This window comes from Janthinobacterium sp. HH102 (assembly GCF_001758625.2).
Taxonomy (GTDB): domain Bacteria; phylum Pseudomonadota; class Gammaproteobacteria; order Burkholderiales; family Burkholderiaceae_D; genus Janthinobacterium.
Map to the genome: position 1 here is coordinate 5,708,251 of NZ_CP062062.1, position 16,253 is coordinate 5,724,503.

15 protein-coding genes are annotated in these 16,253 nt (G+C 63.8%); 10 read left to right on the top strand and 5 right to left on the bottom strand.

Annotated features, from left to right (window positions below; translation table 11 throughout):
• Positions 1-156: 156 nt before the first annotated feature.
• From JAB4_RS26000 to JAB4_RS26035, 8 genes are all read left to right on the top strand, one after another.
• Positions 157-579, top strand: coding sequence for a DUF4259 domain-containing protein (locus JAB4_RS26000; RefSeq protein ID WP_070221012.1), 423 nt, complete (start codon positions 157-159; stop codon positions 577-579).
• Between the two features lie 117 nt (positions 580-696).
• Entirely contained in the window at positions 697-1,575 is an 879-nt protein-coding gene (locus tag JAB4_RS26005; protein WP_034746750.1) for a transporter associated domain-containing protein, read from the top strand.
• A 79-nt stretch (positions 1,576-1,654) separates the two neighbouring features.
• Positions 1,655-3,181, top strand: a complete 1,527-nt coding sequence (gene lnt / locus JAB4_RS26010; protein WP_083287346.1) for an apolipoprotein N-acyltransferase — start codon at positions 1,655-1,657, stop codon at positions 3,179-3,181.
• A gap of 146 nt (positions 3,182-3,327) precedes the next feature.
• A complete protein-coding gene (gene glyQ, locus JAB4_RS26015; protein ID WP_070221016.1) occupies positions 3,328-4,242 on the top strand; it encodes a glycine--tRNA ligase subunit alpha in 915 nt (304 codons plus the stop codon).
• A 37-nt stretch (positions 4,243-4,279) separates the two neighbouring features.
• Positions 4,280-6,382 (top strand): glycine--tRNA ligase subunit beta, encoded by a 2,103-nt coding sequence (gene glyS, locus JAB4_RS26020; RefSeq protein WP_070221018.1) that lies wholly within the window; start codon positions 4,280-4,282, stop codon positions 6,380-6,382.
• Complete coding sequence (gmhB, locus tag JAB4_RS26025) at positions 6,382-6,969, top strand: D-glycero-beta-D-manno-heptose 1,7-bisphosphate 7-phosphatase (RefSeq protein ID WP_083287342.1); 588 nt, start codon at positions 6,382-6,384, stop codon at positions 6,967-6,969. The genes glyS and gmhB overlap by 1 nt, the downstream gene beginning before the upstream one ends.
• Positions 6,970-6,985: 16 nt before the next feature.
• The gene (locus tag JAB4_RS26030; protein WP_034746739.1) at positions 6,986-7,726 is read left to right on the top strand and encodes a lysophospholipid acyltransferase family protein; all 741 of its coding nucleotides are present in this window, start codon (positions 6,986-6,988) and stop codon (positions 7,724-7,726) included.
• A gap of 44 nt (positions 7,727-7,770) precedes the next feature.
• Positions 7,771-8,694: a SprT family zinc-dependent metalloprotease gene (locus JAB4_RS26035; RefSeq protein ID WP_070221020.1), complete on the top strand. Its 924-nt coding sequence runs from the start codon at positions 7,771-7,773 to the stop codon at positions 8,692-8,694.
• Between the two features lie 131 nt (positions 8,695-8,825).
• Here the strand turns inward: JAB4_RS26035 and waaA are convergent, their stop codons facing one another.
• The 5 genes from waaA to JAB4_RS26060 all read right to left on the bottom strand — a co-directional run bounded on the left by waaA (position 8,826) and on the right by JAB4_RS26060 (position 13,997).
• Positions 8,826-10,100: a lipid IV(A) 3-deoxy-D-manno-octulosonic acid transferase gene (gene waaA / locus JAB4_RS26040; RefSeq protein ID WP_070221022.1), complete on the bottom strand. Its 1,275-nt coding sequence runs from the start codon at positions 10,098-10,100 to the stop codon at positions 8,826-8,828.
• Positions 10,101-10,132: 32 nt separating this feature from the next.
• Positions 10,133-11,155: a lipopolysaccharide heptosyltransferase I gene (gene waaC, locus JAB4_RS26045; RefSeq protein ID WP_070221024.1), complete on the bottom strand. Its 1,023-nt coding sequence runs from the start codon at positions 11,153-11,155 to the stop codon at positions 10,133-10,135.
• 4 nt (positions 11,156-11,159) lie between these two features.
• Positions 11,160-12,542, bottom strand: coding sequence for a phosphomannomutase/phosphoglucomutase (locus tag JAB4_RS26050; RefSeq protein ID WP_070221026.1), 1,383 nt, complete (start codon positions 12,540-12,542; stop codon positions 11,160-11,162).
• 90 nt (positions 12,543-12,632) lie between these two features.
• Complete coding sequence (locus tag JAB4_RS26055; protein WP_070221029.1) at positions 12,633-12,941, bottom strand: H-NS histone family protein; 309 nt, start codon at positions 12,939-12,941, stop codon at positions 12,633-12,635.
• A gap of 228 nt (positions 12,942-13,169) precedes the next feature.
• Entirely contained in the window at positions 13,170-13,997 is an 828-nt protein-coding gene (locus JAB4_RS26060) for an IS5 family transposase (protein ID WP_070308615.1), read from the bottom strand.
• A gap of 282 nt (positions 13,998-14,279) precedes the next feature.
• Here JAB4_RS26060 and JAB4_RS26065 point away from each other — a divergent pair, with 282 nt between their 5' ends.
• Positions 14,280-15,119 carry a symmetrical bis(5'-nucleosyl)-tetraphosphatase gene (locus JAB4_RS26065; protein WP_070222106.1) on the top strand — a complete coding sequence of 280 codons (840 nt, stop codon included), beginning with the start codon at positions 14,280-14,282 and terminating at the stop codon, positions 15,117-15,119.
• 93 nt (positions 15,120-15,212) lie between these two features.
• Positions 15,213-16,133, top strand: coding sequence for an AraC family transcriptional regulator (locus JAB4_RS26070; protein ID WP_070222108.1), 921 nt, complete (start codon positions 15,213-15,215; stop codon positions 16,131-16,133).
• The last annotated feature ends 120 nt before the right edge of the window (positions 16,134-16,253 follow it).

The window sequence follows — 16,253 nt, forward strand, 5'->3', positions numbered from 1 at the left end:
ATTGGGGCGGTCGGTAGGTCGGGTAGGTCGGGTTAGCCCGCAGGGCGTAAGCCGACAACATCCGTCAATGTAACCGGAGCACCACAGTGTCAGATTACGCTGCGCTAATCTGACCTACGTACAAATAGCGCCAACGCGCGCACACAAGGACATACTATGGGCACTTGGGCCACTGACGCCTTCGGCAACGACTACGCCATGGATTGGGCGCAGGATTTGCACGAATATAAAACCCTGGAACTGGTCGAGACAACGCTCGACAACGTCATCGACAGCCAGGAAGCGGAACTGGAAGCGCCGTTCGCCGCCGAGGCGCTGGCCGCGCTGGAAGTGATCGCACGCCTGCTCGGCAAGCCGGGCGAGGACGACCCGGCCACGGCCGAGGTTGACGAATGGGTGGCCGCCTGCAAGAAGAAAGTCACGCCGCCGCTGCTGGAAAAGGCGCGCCTGGCCTTCGACAAGATCGCCGCCGAGACCTCGGAACTGCGCCAGCTGTGGCAGGACAGCGAACACTTTGCCGACTGGCAGGCCGACGTGGCGCACTTGCGCGCGCGCGTGCTGGGCCCGGAAGCGGCGTAAAAGATCGCGCAACGGCGCACTTCAACGTATTAAATTTGCATCAAAAGCGGGGAAATCCGGTATTCCCCCACTTTTGGTGTATCCTATATCCCTTCGCAACAACGGCTCACGCCTCCTATGCCCGAGCACCCTAGTGGCGTCAGAACTGACGTCAAGCCCCACCGGTCACTGTTTGAACGCCTGACCGCACTCATTTCCCCCGAGCCAGAGAACCGTGCAGAATTGCTCGAAGTTCTACACGATGCGCATGAACGCAAGCTGATCGACGCCGACGCCCTGTCGATGATCGAAGGCGTGTTCCAGGTGTCGGATCTCTGTGCGCGCGACATCATGATTCCCCGTTCGCAAATGGATGTCATCGACATCAGCAAGCCGATCGAGGAATGGATGCCGGAAGTCCTGTCCACCGCCCACTCGCGCTTCCCCGCGATCGAAGGCGAGCGCGACAAGGTCATCGGCATCCTGCTGGCGAAAGACTTGCTGCGTTATTACGCAGAAGAAACTTTCGACGTGCGTGACATGCTGCGCCCCGCCATCTTCATCCCCGAATCGAAACGCCTGAATGTGCTGCTGCGCGATTTCCGCGCCAACCACAATCACATGGCCATCGTCGTCGATGAATACAGCGGCGTCGCCGGCCTGATCACCATCGAAGACGTGCTGGAACAGATCGTCGGCGATATCGAGGACGAATACGACTTCGACGAAGCCGAGGACAATATCCTCTCGCTCAAGGAAGGCCAGTTCGGCCCCCGCTGGCGTGTCAAGGCATTGACCGAGATCGAACAGTTCAACGAAGAAGTGGGCAGCCACCTGGTCGACGACGACGTCGACACCATCGGCGGCCTCGTGTCGAAGTACCTGGGCCGCATGGCGCACAAGGGCGACATCTTCGACCTGGGCAATTTGCGCTTCGAGGTGCTGCGCGCCGATGCGCGCCAGGTGCACGTGCTGCTCGTCGAGCGCCTGCCCAATGTGCCGGAACTGGAACTCTGACATGCGCGTGCTGTAAATGCGTTTCAGACGCGCCGACCCCAACGCCCCCGCCAAACCGCCCCGCAGCACCTGGGCGCGCATGCTGACTGCCGCCATCGCCGGCGCCGTCGCCGTGCTGGCGTTCGCCCCTTTCGGCTACTGGCCGCTGCAAATCCTCAGCCTGGGCGTGCTGTTCTACCAGGTGCTGCGCGCGGCAAACGTCAAGGCCGGCGCGCTGATCGGCTGGGCCTACGGCTTCGGCTGGTGCGCGGCCGGCACGCACTGGCTGTATATCTCGATGCACCGCTATGGCGACATGGCCGCGCCGATCGCCGCCATCGCCGTGGCCTTGCTGGCCCTCTTGATGGCCATCTACGTGGCCCTGGCCATGGGCGTGGCCGCCTGGCTGCGCCAGCGCTGGGTGCTGTCCCTGCCCGCCATGACCTTGCTGGTGCTGCCCGCCACGTGGACCCTGTTCGAATGGACGCGCGGCTGGCTGTTTACGGGTTTTCCGTGGCTGGCCACCGGCTACGCCCACAATGCCAGCCCGCTGGGCGGCTTTGCCCCCATCGTCGGATCGTACGGCCTGGGCTGGCTGGCGGCGCTGTCCGCCGGCGCCCTGCTGCTACTGGTCCACCCCCTGCACCGCACGCGCTGGAGCGCGCTGGGCGGCGTCATCGCCCTGTACGCGGCCGGCGTTGGCTTGCAATACGTGAACTGGACCCACCCGGTCGGGCGCCCCATCACCGTGCGCCTGTTGCAGGGCAATGTGCCGCAGCAGCAGAAATTCGACCCCGGCTTCGTGCTGGGCGCCCTGCAGATGTACCAGAGCGCCATCACCAGCACGCCGGCCGACCTGATCGCCACGCCGGAAACGGCCGTCACCGTGCTGCCGCACCAGCTGCCGCCCGGCTATCTGGATAGCCTGGCGACGTATGCCCAGCAGACGGGCAGCACGATTTTGGTCGGCATGCCCGTGCTCGACGAGCAGCAGCGCTTCTACAATGCGGCCCTGGGGATTTCCCCCAACGGCGCGGGCGGTCCCTACTACCAGTACCGCAAGCACCATCTGGTGCCGTTCGGCGAATTCGTGCCGCCCGGCCTGCACTGGTTCGTCGCCATGATGGCCATCCCGCTGGGCGACATGGGCCGCGGCGCCGAGGTGCAGGCGCCGCTGCAGGTACGCGACCAGCTGGTGCTGCCGAATATCTGCTACGAAGACTTGTTTGGCGAGGAAATCGCCGGCCAGCTGGCCAGCGCCCACCGCCACGGCAAGCAGTCGGCGTCCGTGCTGCTCAATATCTCGAACCTGGCCTGGTTCGGTGACTCGATCGCCATCCCCCAGCATCTGCAGATTTCGCAGATGCGCAGCCTGGAAACGGGCCGCCCCATGCTGCGCTCGACGAACACGGGCGCCACCGCCGTCATCGACGGCAAGGGCAACGTGCAAAGCCTGCTGCCGCCGGAACAGCAAGCGACCTTGGCGGCCAAGGTGCAGGGCATGGGCGGCATGACGCCATACATTCTGTACGGCAACAAACTGGTGCTGGCCCTGGCCGCGCTGGCCCTGCTGACGGCCTTCCTGCTGTCGCGCGCCGCCCGCCGTGGCCGCGCCGCGCAGCAATAAGCGGCCGATATTGCCCGAAGAGTCACAGTGGGCCCGTAAAAACCGCTAAAATTAGCAAAACCCCGGCCCGGACGCGCTTGTTAGCGGCGTGCGGGCTTCAAGCAAACCTTAACAGCGCGCAGTCTCCCGCGCGGCGAACTCATACGATGCTCACATTTCAACAAATTATCCTGACCTTGCAAACCTATTGGGACAAGCAAGGTTGCGCCCTGCTCCAGCCATACGACATGGAAGTCGGCGCCGGCACCTTCCATACCGGTACCTTCCTGCGCGCGATCGGCCCGGAACCGTGGCGCGCCGCATATGTGCAGCCGTCGCGCCGCCCGAAAGATGGCCGCTATGGCGAAAACCCGAACCGCATGCAGCACTACTACCAGTACCAGGTGGTGTTGAAGCCGGCGCCGGAAAACATCCTCGACCTGTATCTGGGTTCGCTGGCCGCGCTGGGCCTGGACTTGAAGCAGAATGACGTGCGCTTCGTCGAAGACGACTGGGAAAGCCCGACCCTGGGCGCCTGGGGCCTGGGCTGGGAAGTCTGGCTGAACGGCATGGAAGTGACCCAATTTACCTACTTCCAGCAAGTGGGCGGCCTCGATTGCAAGCCCGTGCTGGGCGAGATTACCTACGGCATCGAACGCCTTGCCATGTATCTGCAGGGCGTGGAAAACGTGTATGACTTGGTGTGGACGGAGTGGGAAGAAAACGGTATTACGAAAAAACTGACGTACGGCGACGTCTTCCACCAGAACGAGGTGGAGCAATCGACCTACAACTTCGAGCACGCGAACACGGACCTGCTGTTCGAACAGTTCGGCAACTACGAAGCGGAAGCGAAGCGCCTGATCGAACTGCAACTGACCCTGCCCGCCTACGAGAAGATCATGAAGGCCTCGCACAGCTTCAATATGCTCGACGCGCGCGGCGCCATCTCGGTGACGGAACGCGCCGCCTACATCGGCCGCGTGCGCACCCTGTCGCGCCTGGTGGCGCAAGCGTATTACGACTCGCGCGAGCGCCTCGGTTTCCCGATGCTGCCCGCCGCAGACCAAACCGCCGCCTAATTCGAGCCTCTACACCGCCGTACCTGACAAGAACACCATGAACCAAACACTGCTCATCGAACTGCTGACCGAAGAACTGCCGCCGAAAGCGCTGACCAAACTGGGCGCCGCCTTCACGGCCGGCATCGTCAACGGCCTGAAAACGCGCGACTTCCTGGAAGCCGACAGCGTCGCCACCAGCTACGCCTCGCCGCGCCGCCTGGCCGTCTCCATCACCAACGTGCGCGAAGTCTCGCCCGATAAATCGATCCGCGAAAAAGTCCTGCCCGTCTCCGTGGCGCTGGACGCGAACGGCAACGGCACGCCACCGCTGGCCAAGAAACTGGCCGCGCTGGGCTTTCCCGATCTGACGGTGGCCGAGCTGGAACGCGCCGCCGACGGCAAGGCGGAAAGCTTCTTCTACACCTACACGGCGCCGGGCAGCCAGCTCGCCACAGGGGCGCAGGCCGCATTGACGGAATCGGCCGCCAAGCTGCCGATTCCAAAACTGATGAGCTATCAGCGCCCGGACGGCACCACCGTGCAATTCGTGCGCCCGGCCCACAGCCTGATCGCCCTGCACGGCATCAATATCCTGCCGTTGACCCTGCTGGGCTTGAGCGCCGGCCGCACCACTCTGGGCCACCGCTTCCTCACCGACGGCGAACCGATCACCATCGCGCACGCGGAAAACTATGCGCCGTCGCTGATTCTCAACGCCAGCGTCATCGCCAGCAACGAGGAACGCAAGGAGCGCATCCGCGCCCAGCTGCTGGACAAGGCCGGCGCCGACCAGGTGCTGATGCCCGAAGCGCTGCTCGATGAAGTTACGGCCCTGGTCGAATGGCCGGTCGTGTATGAGTGCCACTTCGAGGAAGAATTCCTGGCCGTGCCGCAGGAATGCCTGATCCTCACGATGCAGACGAACCAGAAATACTTCGCCCTGACGGACAGCGAAGGCAAGCTGCGCTCGCGCTTTTTGATCGTCTCGAACATCGAGACGGACACGCCCGAGCACATCATCGGCGGCAACGAGCGCGTCGTGCGCCCGCGCCTGTCCGACGCCAAGTTCTTCTTCGAGCAGGACAAGAAGAAGACCCTGGCATCGCGTCTGCCGCTGCTGGCCAACGTCGTCTACCACAACAAGCTGGGCACGCAAGCGGCCCGCACAGAGCGCGTCAAATCGCTGGCCGGCGCCATCGCCGCCAAGCTGGGCTACGACGTGGCGCTGGCCGAACGCGGCGCCCTGCTGGCCAAGGCCGATCTGCTGACCGACATGGTGGGCGAATTCCCCGAACTGCAAGGCATCATGGGCACGTACTACGCGCGCCATGACGGCGAACCGGAAGAAGTGGCGCTGGCCGCCTCCGAACACTACCAGCCGCGCTTTGCCGGCGACAGCCTGCCGTCCACCGCCACCGGCACCGCCGTGGCCCTGGCCGACAAGCTCGAAACCCTGGTCGGCATCTGGGCCATCGGCCTGGCGCCGACGGGCGACAAGGACCCGTTCGCGCTGCGCCGCCACGCCCTGGGCGTGCTGCGCATGCTGCTGGAAAAACGCCTGCCATTGTCGATCCAAGGCTTGCTGGCGGACGCCGCCGCGCAGTTCGCGTCGGTGCCCGGCTTCAAGGACCCCGTCGCGGATGTGACCACCTTCATGCTGGACCGCCTGCGCGGCATCCTGCGCGAGCGCGGTTTCTCGCCGAATGAAATCGAAGCCGTCGTGGCGCAGAACCCGGACCGCCTGGACGACATCGTGCAGCGCCTGGAAGCCGTGCAGGCGTTTGCCGCGCTGCCGGAAAGCGCCTCGCTGGCAGCGGCCAACAAGCGCATCACGAACATCCTGAAAAAGAACGAGGAAGCCGTGAGCCAGGTCGCCGCCGGTGGCGTCAACGTGGCGCTGCTGCAGGACGAGGCGGAGAAAAAACTGGCCGCCGCCGTCTCGCGCGTGCAGCCGGAAGTCGACGCGGCCTTTGCCAAGGGCGACTTCACCAGCACCCTGCAAACCCTGGCGCAGCTGCGCGATGACGTCGACGGCTTCTTCAACGACGTGATGGTGATGGCCGAGGATGTCGCCCTGCGCAACAACCGCCTGGCCTTGCTGTCTTCCTTGCACGGCATGATGAACCGCGTGGCCGACATTTCCAAGCTGGCGGCATAATGGGCACTCCGGCGCTGAAACTGATTATTCTCGACCGCGACGGCGTCATTAATCATGACTCGCCGGACTTCATCAAGTCGCCGGCCGAATGGCTGCCCATCCCCGGTTCGCTCGAAGCGATAGCCCGCCTGAACCAGGCCGGCTATCGCGTCGTCGTCGCCTCGAACCAGTCCGGCATCGCGCGCGAATACTTCGACATGACGGTGCTCAACGCGATCCACCAGAAGATGCACACCCTGGCGCAGCAGGTGGGCGCCGATATCGACGCCATCTTCTTTTGCCCGCATGCGGGCGCGGACAATTGCGACTGCCGCAAGCCGAAACCGGGCATGTTCCATGAAATCTCGCAGCGTTACAACACCAGCCTGCGAGGCGTGCCCACCGTTGGCGATTCGCTGCGCGACCTGCAGGCCGGCTTCATCAGCGGCTGCGTGCCCTACCTGGTCTTGACGGGCAAGGGCGAAAAAACCAACGAGACGGGTGGCCTGCCGCCCGGCACTCAGGTCTTCCCCGACCTGGCCGCCGTCGTGAACCACCTGCTCAAGGCGCCCGCCGCACCGGCGCCCACCGTGGCATTCAGTATCTAATCTTCGGAGAACCGCATTGCGTAATATTTCCCTGTTCCTGCGATCACTGCTGTTCATGATCATCATGATCGTGGCCACCATCGTCTGGGCCTGCGTGTGCTTTTTTGCCGCGCCATTGAGCTACAACAAGCGCTATTGGGTCACCTCGCGCTGGAATGTGTTTATCCTGTGGTGCGCCAAGGTCATTTGCGGCATCCGCTATGAAGTCAAGGGCGCCGAGAACTTCCCGGACGCGCCGGCCATCGTGCTGTCGAAGCACCAGTCGGCATGGGAAACCATCTTCTTGCTGCCAAGCCTGCCCCGTCCGCTCGTATATGTGTTCAAGAAGGAGATCCTGTACATCCCCTTCTTCGGCTGGGCCATGGCGCTGTTGCGCATGATCCCCATCGACCGCAAGCAGGGCAAGCATGCGTTCAAGAGCGTGGTCGCACATGGCAAGCGCCGGCTGGCCGATGGCCAATGGATTATCATGTTCCCTGAAGGTACCCGCATTCCCGTGGGCCAGGCGGGCAAGTACAAGAGCGGCGGCACGCGTCTGGCCATCGCCACGGGCGCCGTGGTGGTGCCGATTGCGCATAATTCAGGCGAGTGCTGGCCCAAGCAGTCATTCCTCAAACGCCCGGGACTGATCACCGTCTCGATAGGCAAACCGATTTCGCCGGAAGGGCAAACCCCGGACAGCATGATGCAACAGGTGGAAAATTGGATAGAATCAGAAATGCGCGTCATTTCGCCTCACGCCTACAACGCTGGCTAGACGGTATCAGCGCGGTCATCCAGGAGCCGACACTGCGCCAGCAGATGAAGACCATCAAGGTCGGCGACCAGCAACTGGATTTGTTCGCGCATGACGTCTCGACCAGCACGCCCCCGGCGGTGCGCCCCACGGCACCGCCAGCTCCGCCCGTGGCCCCACCGGTAGTGGCGCCCGCGCCGCCCATCGTTCGCCCTGCCCCGCCTCCCCTGCCTTCCCCGCCACGCTCCGCCGATGGCCCGCCGCTGCGCCAGCTGCAGCTGGGCAGCCACCTCGTCGAATTCGCCCTGCGCCGCTCCACGCGCCGTTCCATCGGCTTCATGATCGACGACAACGGCTTGCGCGTCACCGCGCCCAAGCGCGTCACCCTGGCCGAAATCGACAACGCCATCCGCGCCAAGCAAGGCTGGATCGTCTCGAAACTGCTGGAACGGGGCGAGCGCAAGGTGCAGCGCCAGCAGCGCCCGCCCGTGGCATGGGTCGATGGCGCCGTGCTGCCCTACCTCGGTGGCGAGATCACCTTGCGATTGCACCAGGCGCCGCGCCACCGCGCCAGCTTTCAGCGCGATACCAATGAGCTGCACGTGTGGGTCACGCCCACGGGCAGCGAACAGCAATTGAAGGAAAAAGTGAAGGGCTGGTTCCAGCACGAGGCGCGCCAGCTGTTCGAGGCGCGCCTGGACCTGTATGCGGACAAGCTGGGCGTGCGCTACGATTCGCTGTCGCTGTCGTCGGCCGGCACGCGCTGGGGCAGCTGCACCATCGAGCGCAAGATCCGCCTGAACTGGCGCCTGATCCACTTCGCCCTGCCGCTGATCGATTACGTCGTGGCGCACGAACTGTCGCACCTGCTGGAAATGAACCACAGCCCCCGCTTCTGGGCCACCGTGGAATCGATTTATCCCGATTACGATGGGGCCAAGCAGGCGCTCAGAAAACGCTCGCAGGAGTTGCCGGTGCTGTTCGCGTAAGCGATATTGTTGGCCACGACTGTCGGATTACGCGCCCTGCGCTAATCCGACCTACCTTCATCATGGCAGCAGTCGCGTAGGTTGGATTAGCGCTAGCGCGTAATCCGACAACATTATTGGCCGCGCCGCCGTCACCGCAGCAGCGGTTGAATCGCCGCGATGGTGCGCGGCGTGGCGCCCCGGTGCTGGCTGGCAAACGCCAGCGCCTTTTGACCCATCGACGATAAACGCGCCGGATCCTGCAGCAAGGCAGATGCCTGCGCCATCAGCGCGTCGGCATCCGCCACCAGCGCGGCGCCGCCGGCGGCGATCGCCTGCTCGGTGACCAGCGCGAAATTGAAGGTGTGCGGGCCGATCAGCACGGGCTTGCCCAGGGCCGCCGGCTCGATCAGGTTTTGTCCGCCCAGCGGCAGCAGGCTGCCGCCGACGAACGCGCAATCGCAGGCCGCGTAGTACGCAAACATCTCGCCCATCGAGTCGCCCAGCAGCACCTGCGTGCCCGCCGCCACCACATCCTCCTGCGCCAGGCCGGACCTGCGCTGCACGGCCAGGCCGTGCGCCGCGATCAATTTTTCCACCTCGTCGAAACGCTGCGGGTGGCGCGGCACGATCAGCAGCAGTGCATGCGCCGGCAAGCTGGCGCGGATATACGCATCGAGGATCAGCTGCTCTTCGCCTTCGCGCGTGCTGGCGCACAGCAGCACGGGGCGCGCACCGATGGCGGCGCGCAGCGCTGCCCCCGTCGCCAGGGCCGCCCCGGGCACGACGACGTCGAACTTGATGCTGCCCGTGACCACCACGTCCTGCACGCCCAGCTGGCGCACGCGATCGGCATCGTCCTGCGTCTGCGCCGCCACCATGGTGATGCCGCGCGCCGCATCGGCAATCAGCTTGCCCAGACGCTGCGCCTTGCCCAGCGAACGCTGCGACAAGCGCGCGTTGGCCAGCACCACGGGCACTTTGTAGCGAGTGCATTGGTGGATCAGATTCGGCCACACTTCCGTCTCCATCAGGATGCAGATGCGCGGGGCGAAATGGCGGATGAAACGGGCCGGCATGGCGCCCGTGTCGTAAGGCAGATAGCTTTGCACGAGGCGCGCGCCGTGTTTGGCGAACAGCGCCTTGCCCGTCGCGCGCCCCGTCGGCGTCATGTGCGTGAGGACGATGCGGCACCTGGGCCAGGCGGCCAGCAGCGCATCGATCAGCGGCTCGGCCGCGCGCGTCTCGCCGACGGAGACGGCGTGCAGCCAGATGGTGTCTGTAGCCGTTGTCGGCTGGCGGCCGTAAAAGCCCAGGCGCTCGCCCCAGTGCTGGCGGTAGCCGGGTTCCTGGCGTCCGCGCAGCCACAGCCGCGCCAGCACCAGGGGCAAGGCCAGCCACCAGGCAAGGGTATAAAGAAGTCGCATGATTGTTGAATGTTAAGGTCAGGCGGTTGAAGTCAGGCGGGAGGATGTTCGGTCAGCAGGCGTTGTGCCGCGGCCAGCACTTCCGGCACGCCGGGCGGCGCACCCTTGTCGCCCAGGTTGATGATGTTCGGCGACCAGTTGCCTTCCGTTTTCCACAGCGGAGAATCGGCATAGATTTCCACCGTCGGGCGCACGAAGGCGGCCGCGATATGCGTCAGGCCCGTGTCGACGCCGATCACCAGCGCCGCGTGGCGCGCCAGCAGGGTGGCGTCGTCCATCGACAGTTTCGGCAGCACGCGCGCGTTCGGCAGACCGGCCGCAAGTTGTTCGGCTTCCGCCTTTTCCCTGGGCGAACCCCATGGCAGCAAAATCGGCATCGGTGCCAAGGCACGGCCCAGGGCGATCCAGTTTTCCGGCGCCCATTTCTTGGCGTCGCGCGCCGTACCGTGGAAATACACGCAGTAGGGAGCTTCGCCCATCCAGTCCGGGCGCGGCTCGTTGCGCGAGACTTCCGGCAAGCCGAAATCGGCCGGCGTGTCGACCGTGTAGCCGAGTGCAGCGGCAGCGACCAGGCGGCCGCGCGCTACCGCATGCGTGCGCGGGTCGAGCGGAATGCTTTTGGTGTGGAACAGGCGCGAGATACCTTCATAGCCGGAACCTTCGCTGCCGTTGGCCAGGCCGACCTTCTGTCCGCCCGGCGCCAGGCGCGCGGCGCCCATGATGATGCCCGTCTTGAGCAAGCCCTGGGTATCGAACACATAATCGTAGCGCGTCTGGCGCAGGCTGCGGAAGAAGGCGGCGATTTCCGCACGCGTCTCTTTCTTGCCCAGGCTCTTGCGCCAGCGCCGCAGCGCGAACGGGAAAATGGTATTGACGCGCGCGTTCAGGCGCACCAGGCTGGTGTAGCCCTCTTCAACCACCCAGTCGATGGTCGCATTCGGGAAATGGCGGGCGATGTCCGCCACCATCGGCAGGTTATGCAGAACGTCGCCCAGCGAGGACACGCGCACCAGCAGGATTTTCAAGGGCGCCTGCGCGCCTGGTTGAGCGGCCATGCTGTCAGAACGGCAGCACGGCGTCAGGCTTGGCGGCCAGGATCACGCTCTTGAACTGTCCCTGGATGCGCGCCAGGGCTGCCGGCGTTTCCGCTTCGAAGCGCATGACGATCACTGGCGTGGTGTTCGACGAGCGGGCCAGGCCGAAGCCGTCCGCGTATTCCACGCGCAAGCCGTCGATGGTGATGATCTGTTCATTGCCGGGGAAGACGGCGTCGCGGCGCAGCATGTCCATCAGCGCGACGTTCTCGCCCTCCTTCAGCTCCAGGTGCAGTTCCGGCGTGCTGTCGGACTGCGGCAGGGAATTCAGCAAAGCCGACGGATCCGCTTCGCGCGTGAGGATTTCGAGCAGGCGCGCGGCCGAATACATGCCGTCGTCGAAACCGTACCAGCGGTCCTTGAAGAAGATATGGCCGCTCATTTCGCCGCCCAGCGGCGCACCCGTTTCGCGCAGCTTGGCTTTTACCAGCGAGTGGCCCGTCTTGTACATCAGCGGTACGCCGCCATGCTTGCTGATCCACAGCGCCAGGTGGCGCGTGCATTTCACATCGTACAAAATCTGCGCGCCAGGATGGCGGGTCAGCACGTCGGCCGCGAACAGCATCATCTGGCGGTCAGGGTAGATGATCTGGCCATCCTTGGTGACCACGCCCAGGCGGTCGCCGTCGCCGTCGAAGGCGATGCCGATTTCAGCATCCGTCTCGGCCAGGCAGCGGATCAGGTCCTGCAGGTTTTCCGGGTGCGCCGGGTCCGGATGGTGGTTCGGGAAGTGGCCATCGACTTCGCAGAACAGTTCGATGACTTCGCAGCCCATGCCGCGGAACAGGTCGCCCGCGAACGCGCCGGCCACGCCATTGCCGCAGTCGACAGCGATCTTGATCGGGCGCGCCAGTTTGACGTCGCCCAGGATGCGCGCCAGGTAGGCGGCGCGGATATCGTGCGTGGCATAGGTGCCCGGCTTGGCACTGGCGCTGCCGTCGTGCGCGACGATGCTGTGGTACAGCGCCTGGATCGCTTCGCCGTGGATCGCTTCACCGGCCAGCACCATCTTGAAGCCGTTGTAGTCGGGCGGATTGTGGCTGCCCGTGACCATGATGCCGGAGCGCGTGTCGAGCACATTCGTGCCGAAGTAGACCATCGGCGTGGCCACCACGCCCAGGTCGATCACGTCGACGCCCGCCGCTTGCAAGCCCTGCGCCAGCGCCGCCGTCAATTCCGGTCCCGACAGACGGCCGTCGCGGCCGATCACGACCCGCTGCTCGCCCTTGGCCAGGGCGGCCTGGCCAAATGCCTGACCGATCTTGTGGGCCACGCCGGCATCGAGGGTTTTAGCGATGATGCCGCGAATATCGTAGGCCTTGAAGATCGTTCTGGACAATGGGAGCATGGTGTGGCCGGTATAAGTAGGGTCAATAAGGTGCCTGGCAAGGTGCAGCGCGCGGCTGGCGGCTTGCCACTACGCCAAGAGTATACCGAATTATACGCGCAGCAGATCGATCGACTTGCCCGATTCCACCCACTGCCTGACCCACAGCGGCTGACGGCCACGGCCTGTCCATTGCTCGGTCGCATTCTCAGGATGGCGGTAACGCACCGCGACTTTGCCCGTGCGCGGGTGCAAGCCATCGAGTATCAGCTGTTTCAGCGGAATGCCGGCTTGCTGCGCGATGGCCATGATCTGTTCGCGCGCCTTGTTCAAGTCTTCGCGCTCGCGGCTGTTCAATTCCTGCTTGACATTATCTTCCAGTTTGCGCAATTCCAGCATCGTCATCGTAGACAGATCCATTGGTACATCCTTTATATTCATTTAAATAATAAAATCACGTGGAATATACTACATTGCATAAATATCTGTGCACCAACGCATAATCCATCATCAATTGAATCACGGCCCTCGATTTATTTGGCGGGCCAACATTAAGATTAAATGAAGAATATACCGGAAGCCCGCATGAAAAATGAATAAGCATGAATAAAATGGCATTCCCGCGTGCCTGAGGAACGGTTTAATAACTTAGCGGAAATTTAGTCGACGCAGCAGCAACGAACCCATGGCCAGGTAAATCATATTTTCCGAAACATCAAGGCGCTGCTCGTAGTCGCGCACCAAGCGCCGGTAACGCATCAGCCATGCAAACGTTCGCTCGACCACCCAGCGCCTGGGTTGAACAGCGAAACCTTGCTGCCCTTGCAGGCGCCGCACGACTTCCACCGTGAAGTCAAGAAACGCAGCCTTGTCCATCAACTGTTTGCGGTCATATGCCGCATCCCCAAACAGATGCTTCACCCATGGCCAGCGTTTAATCAGGCCGTCGAGCACCATCTGAGCACCAGTGGAGTCGGCAATATCGGCTGGGGTCAGGTTCATCGCCAGTAAGCGACCGTCCGTGTCGACCGCGATATGGCGTTTGCGCCCGCTGAGTTTCTTGTGGGCGTCATAGCCTCTTGTTCGTGCCCCTGGCGCTTTCACGCTCTGGCTATCGACAACACCGGCACTCGGCAGCACCTCCCGTTCATTGCACATACGATCGAGCATCAGCGCCAAGTCATGAATGGTACGAAACAGCATGCGCCGCATCAGCCGCCGAAACCAGTAATAAACCGTCTGATACGGCGGGAAATCATTTGGCAGCATGCGCCACTCGCATCCGGACCGTACCATGTAACGCAGCGCATTGATCACCGTGCGCAAATCCGTTTTGCGAGGTCTTCCCGTCTTCGCTTGCCTTGGCAGCAGCGGTGCGATCAGACGCCACTCTTCATCTTTCACATCTGTGGGATAGCCACGTTTAAGTGCCGTCCTCACCTGCTGATGCCGGCTTCGATTCTCTTGCGTCCACATCGTCAATCACTCCAAAACATCAAAGATGCTTTGACCTGAAAGTTGCTATAAAGTTTTTAAACCGTTACTGAACGGCATGCCGGCGGATTATTATTCCTATACGGCAGCGTGATACGGCAGCGTGACATACCGCTGAATCAAATTCCCATGCGGCATAATCGGCGCCCGCGTTTTTCTTCCCGCCGGCCATGCGCGCAATCGCGCACCTGCCAGAAATGCCCCAACGCCAAAGGGCGGGCATGCTTATAATGCAGGCGCGTAGTTCACTTCACCCCGGCACATATGAAAACTTACTTTATCGGCGATCTGCAAGGCTGTCATGCACAAACCGTCGAATTGATCGAACGGATCCAGGCGGCAGCGGGCGGTCCGTACCGCCTGCTGTTCGCGGGCGACTTGATCAATCGCGGCCCGGCCTCGCTGGCCACCCTGCGCCACGTGCACGCCCTGGCGCAGCAAGGCCTGGCCGACAGCGTCCTGGGCAACCATGACTTGCACTTGCTGGCCGTGGCCAACGGCATCCGGCCCGAGCATGCGTCCGACACCCTCGCCGACATCCTCGATGCACCCGACCGCGAGGAGTTGATCAACTGGCTGCGCCAGCGGCCACTGGCACTGGAACACGATGGCCATGTGCTCGTGCATGCGGGCTTGCTGCCGCAATGGAGCGCGGCCCAGGCCCTGTCCCTGAGCGGGGAGGTATCCGCCATGCTGCGCAGCGACGATTGGGTGGCGTTCCTGCGCACCATGTACGGCAACGAGCCGGCCGCCTGGCGCGACGACCTGCAGGGCGCCGACCGGCTGCGCTGCATCGTCAACGCCATGACGCGGCTGCGCTTTTGCACGCCGGACGGCGTGATGGATTTCAAGATGAAGGAAAGCGGCAGCCCGCCGCCAGGCTCCGGCCTGCTGCCCTGGTTCGACGTGCCGGGCCGGCGCAGCGCCGGCGACACCATCGTCTTCGGCCACTGGTCGGCGCTGGGACTGCTACTACGGCCGCACCTGATCGGGCTCGATAGCGGCTGCGTCTGGGGCGGGAAACTCTCGGCCGTGTGCCTGGAAGACCGCTCGCTGCTGCAAGTCGACTGCCCCGCGTTCCAGCAGCACAGCGGCAAGCAGTAAGCGCCAAGCTTGGCGCGCATATGCTTAGTCGAAATCGGTCGTTGGCCTTGCCGCGTCTGGCCCGTATGATGGAGCTTTTGCCTTTGCGATCCCATGCATCCTGATACCGACAGACTGGCGCGCTGGCTGCTCGGCAGCCTGGAACTCGACACCGCCGTCCTGCATGTGGGCCAGTACTGCGGCCGCTGGCGCGCTTCCACGGCGGGCCGGGAACTGGGCAGCTTTCACCTGGTGCTCGATGGCCATTGCTACTTGCACCTCGACGGCGCGGCGCCCATTGCGCTCGGCCCGCGCGACGGCGTCTTCCTGCTGCGCGACTTGCCGCACTTCCTCAGTCCCCACAGCGATCCGCTGCAGGCGGCGAGCGCGCAAGCGATGCTGCCGCTGCAAACGCCCACGCAGCAGCCGGCGACGGCGCTGGCCTGCGGCTTCTTTCAATTTCGCGGCGCCCTCTCCGCGCTGATCGTCGACTCGTTCCCGCCGTATCTGCTGATACGCGGCGACGCGCCCGCCTTCAGCGCCGCCGCCGCGCTGTTCGACCTGATCCTCGCCGAAGCAGGCGGCGATCCGGAACAGCCGTCGCCGCTCATCGCGCGCCTGGTCGAACTGCTGTTCTTTTACCTGATCCGCCATGTGGCGCAGGGCGAGCAGGTGGCGGCCGGCCTGCTGTCGCTGCTGCACCAGCCCGCATTTTCGCCACTGCTCGAACGCATGCTCGACGCCCCTGCCGACGACTGGTCGATCGAGAACATGGCCAAGGCAGCGTGCATGTCGCGCGCCAGCTTCTGCAAGCATTTCGCCAGCGCCAGCGGCCACTCGCCGGCCCAGTTCCTGCTCCTGCTGCGCATGAAGATCGCCGCGCGGCGCCTGCACGACGGCGTCTCCGTCGAACGCGCCGCCGAACTGGTGGGCTACCGCTCGCACGCCGCCTTTACGCGCGCCTTCAAGCGGGTCACGGGCGAGCAGCCGGGCGCCTACCGGCGCGACCAGCGATTGCGCCAGCTTGCCAGCTAAGAGCCTGCCGGAATCAAGGATCACACAATCGCAGACGAACGAGCACAAAAGGACGACGCTGACGTCTGTTGCGTGCACGGCATGGCCGATATAATGACCGGGTGACTTACTAACTTAGCA

Coding starts and splice junctions, on each gene's coding strand:
- waaC (WP_070221024.1), bottom strand. CDS start 11,155: ATGGCCGCTCAACCAGGCGCGCAGGCGCCCTTGAAAATCCTGCTGGTG.
- gmhB (WP_083287342.1), top strand. CDS start 6,382: ATGGGCACTCCGGCGCTGAAACTGATTATTCTCGACCGCGACGGCGTC.
- JAB4_RS26050 (WP_070221026.1), bottom strand. CDS start 12,542: ATGCTCCCATTGTCCAGAACGATCTTCAAGGCCTACGATATTCGCGGC.
- JAB4_RS26070 (WP_070222108.1), top strand. CDS start 15,213: ATGCATCCTGATACCGACAGACTGGCGCGCTGGCTGCTCGGCAGCCTG.
- JAB4_RS26035 (WP_070221020.1), top strand. CDS start 7,771: ATGAAGACCATCAAGGTCGGCGACCAGCAACTGGATTTGTTCGCGCAT.
- glyQ (WP_070221016.1), top strand. CDS start 3,328: ATGCTCACATTTCAACAAATTATCCTGACCTTGCAAACCTATTGGGAC.
- lnt (WP_083287346.1), top strand. CDS start 1,655: ATGCTGACTGCCGCCATCGCCGGCGCCGTCGCCGTGCTGGCGTTCGCC.
- glyS (WP_070221018.1), top strand. CDS start 4,280: ATGAACCAAACACTGCTCATCGAACTGCTGACCGAAGAACTGCCGCCG.
- JAB4_RS26005 (WP_034746750.1), top strand. CDS start 697: ATGCCCGAGCACCCTAGTGGCGTCAGAACTGACGTCAAGCCCCACCGG.
- waaA (WP_070221022.1), bottom strand. CDS start 10,100: ATGCGACTTCTTTATACCCTTGCCTGGTGGCTGGCCTTGCCCCTGGTG.
- JAB4_RS26060 (WP_070308615.1), bottom strand. CDS start 13,997: ATGTGGACGCAAGAGAATCGAAGCCGGCATCAGCAGGTGAGGACGGCA.
- JAB4_RS26000 (WP_070221012.1), top strand. CDS start 157: ATGGGCACTTGGGCCACTGACGCCTTCGGCAACGACTACGCCATGGAT.
- JAB4_RS26065 (WP_070222106.1), top strand. CDS start 14,280: ATGAAAACTTACTTTATCGGCGATCTGCAAGGCTGTCATGCACAAACC.
- JAB4_RS26055 (WP_070221029.1), bottom strand. CDS start 12,941: ATGGATCTGTCTACGATGACGATGCTGGAATTGCGCAAACTGGAAGAT.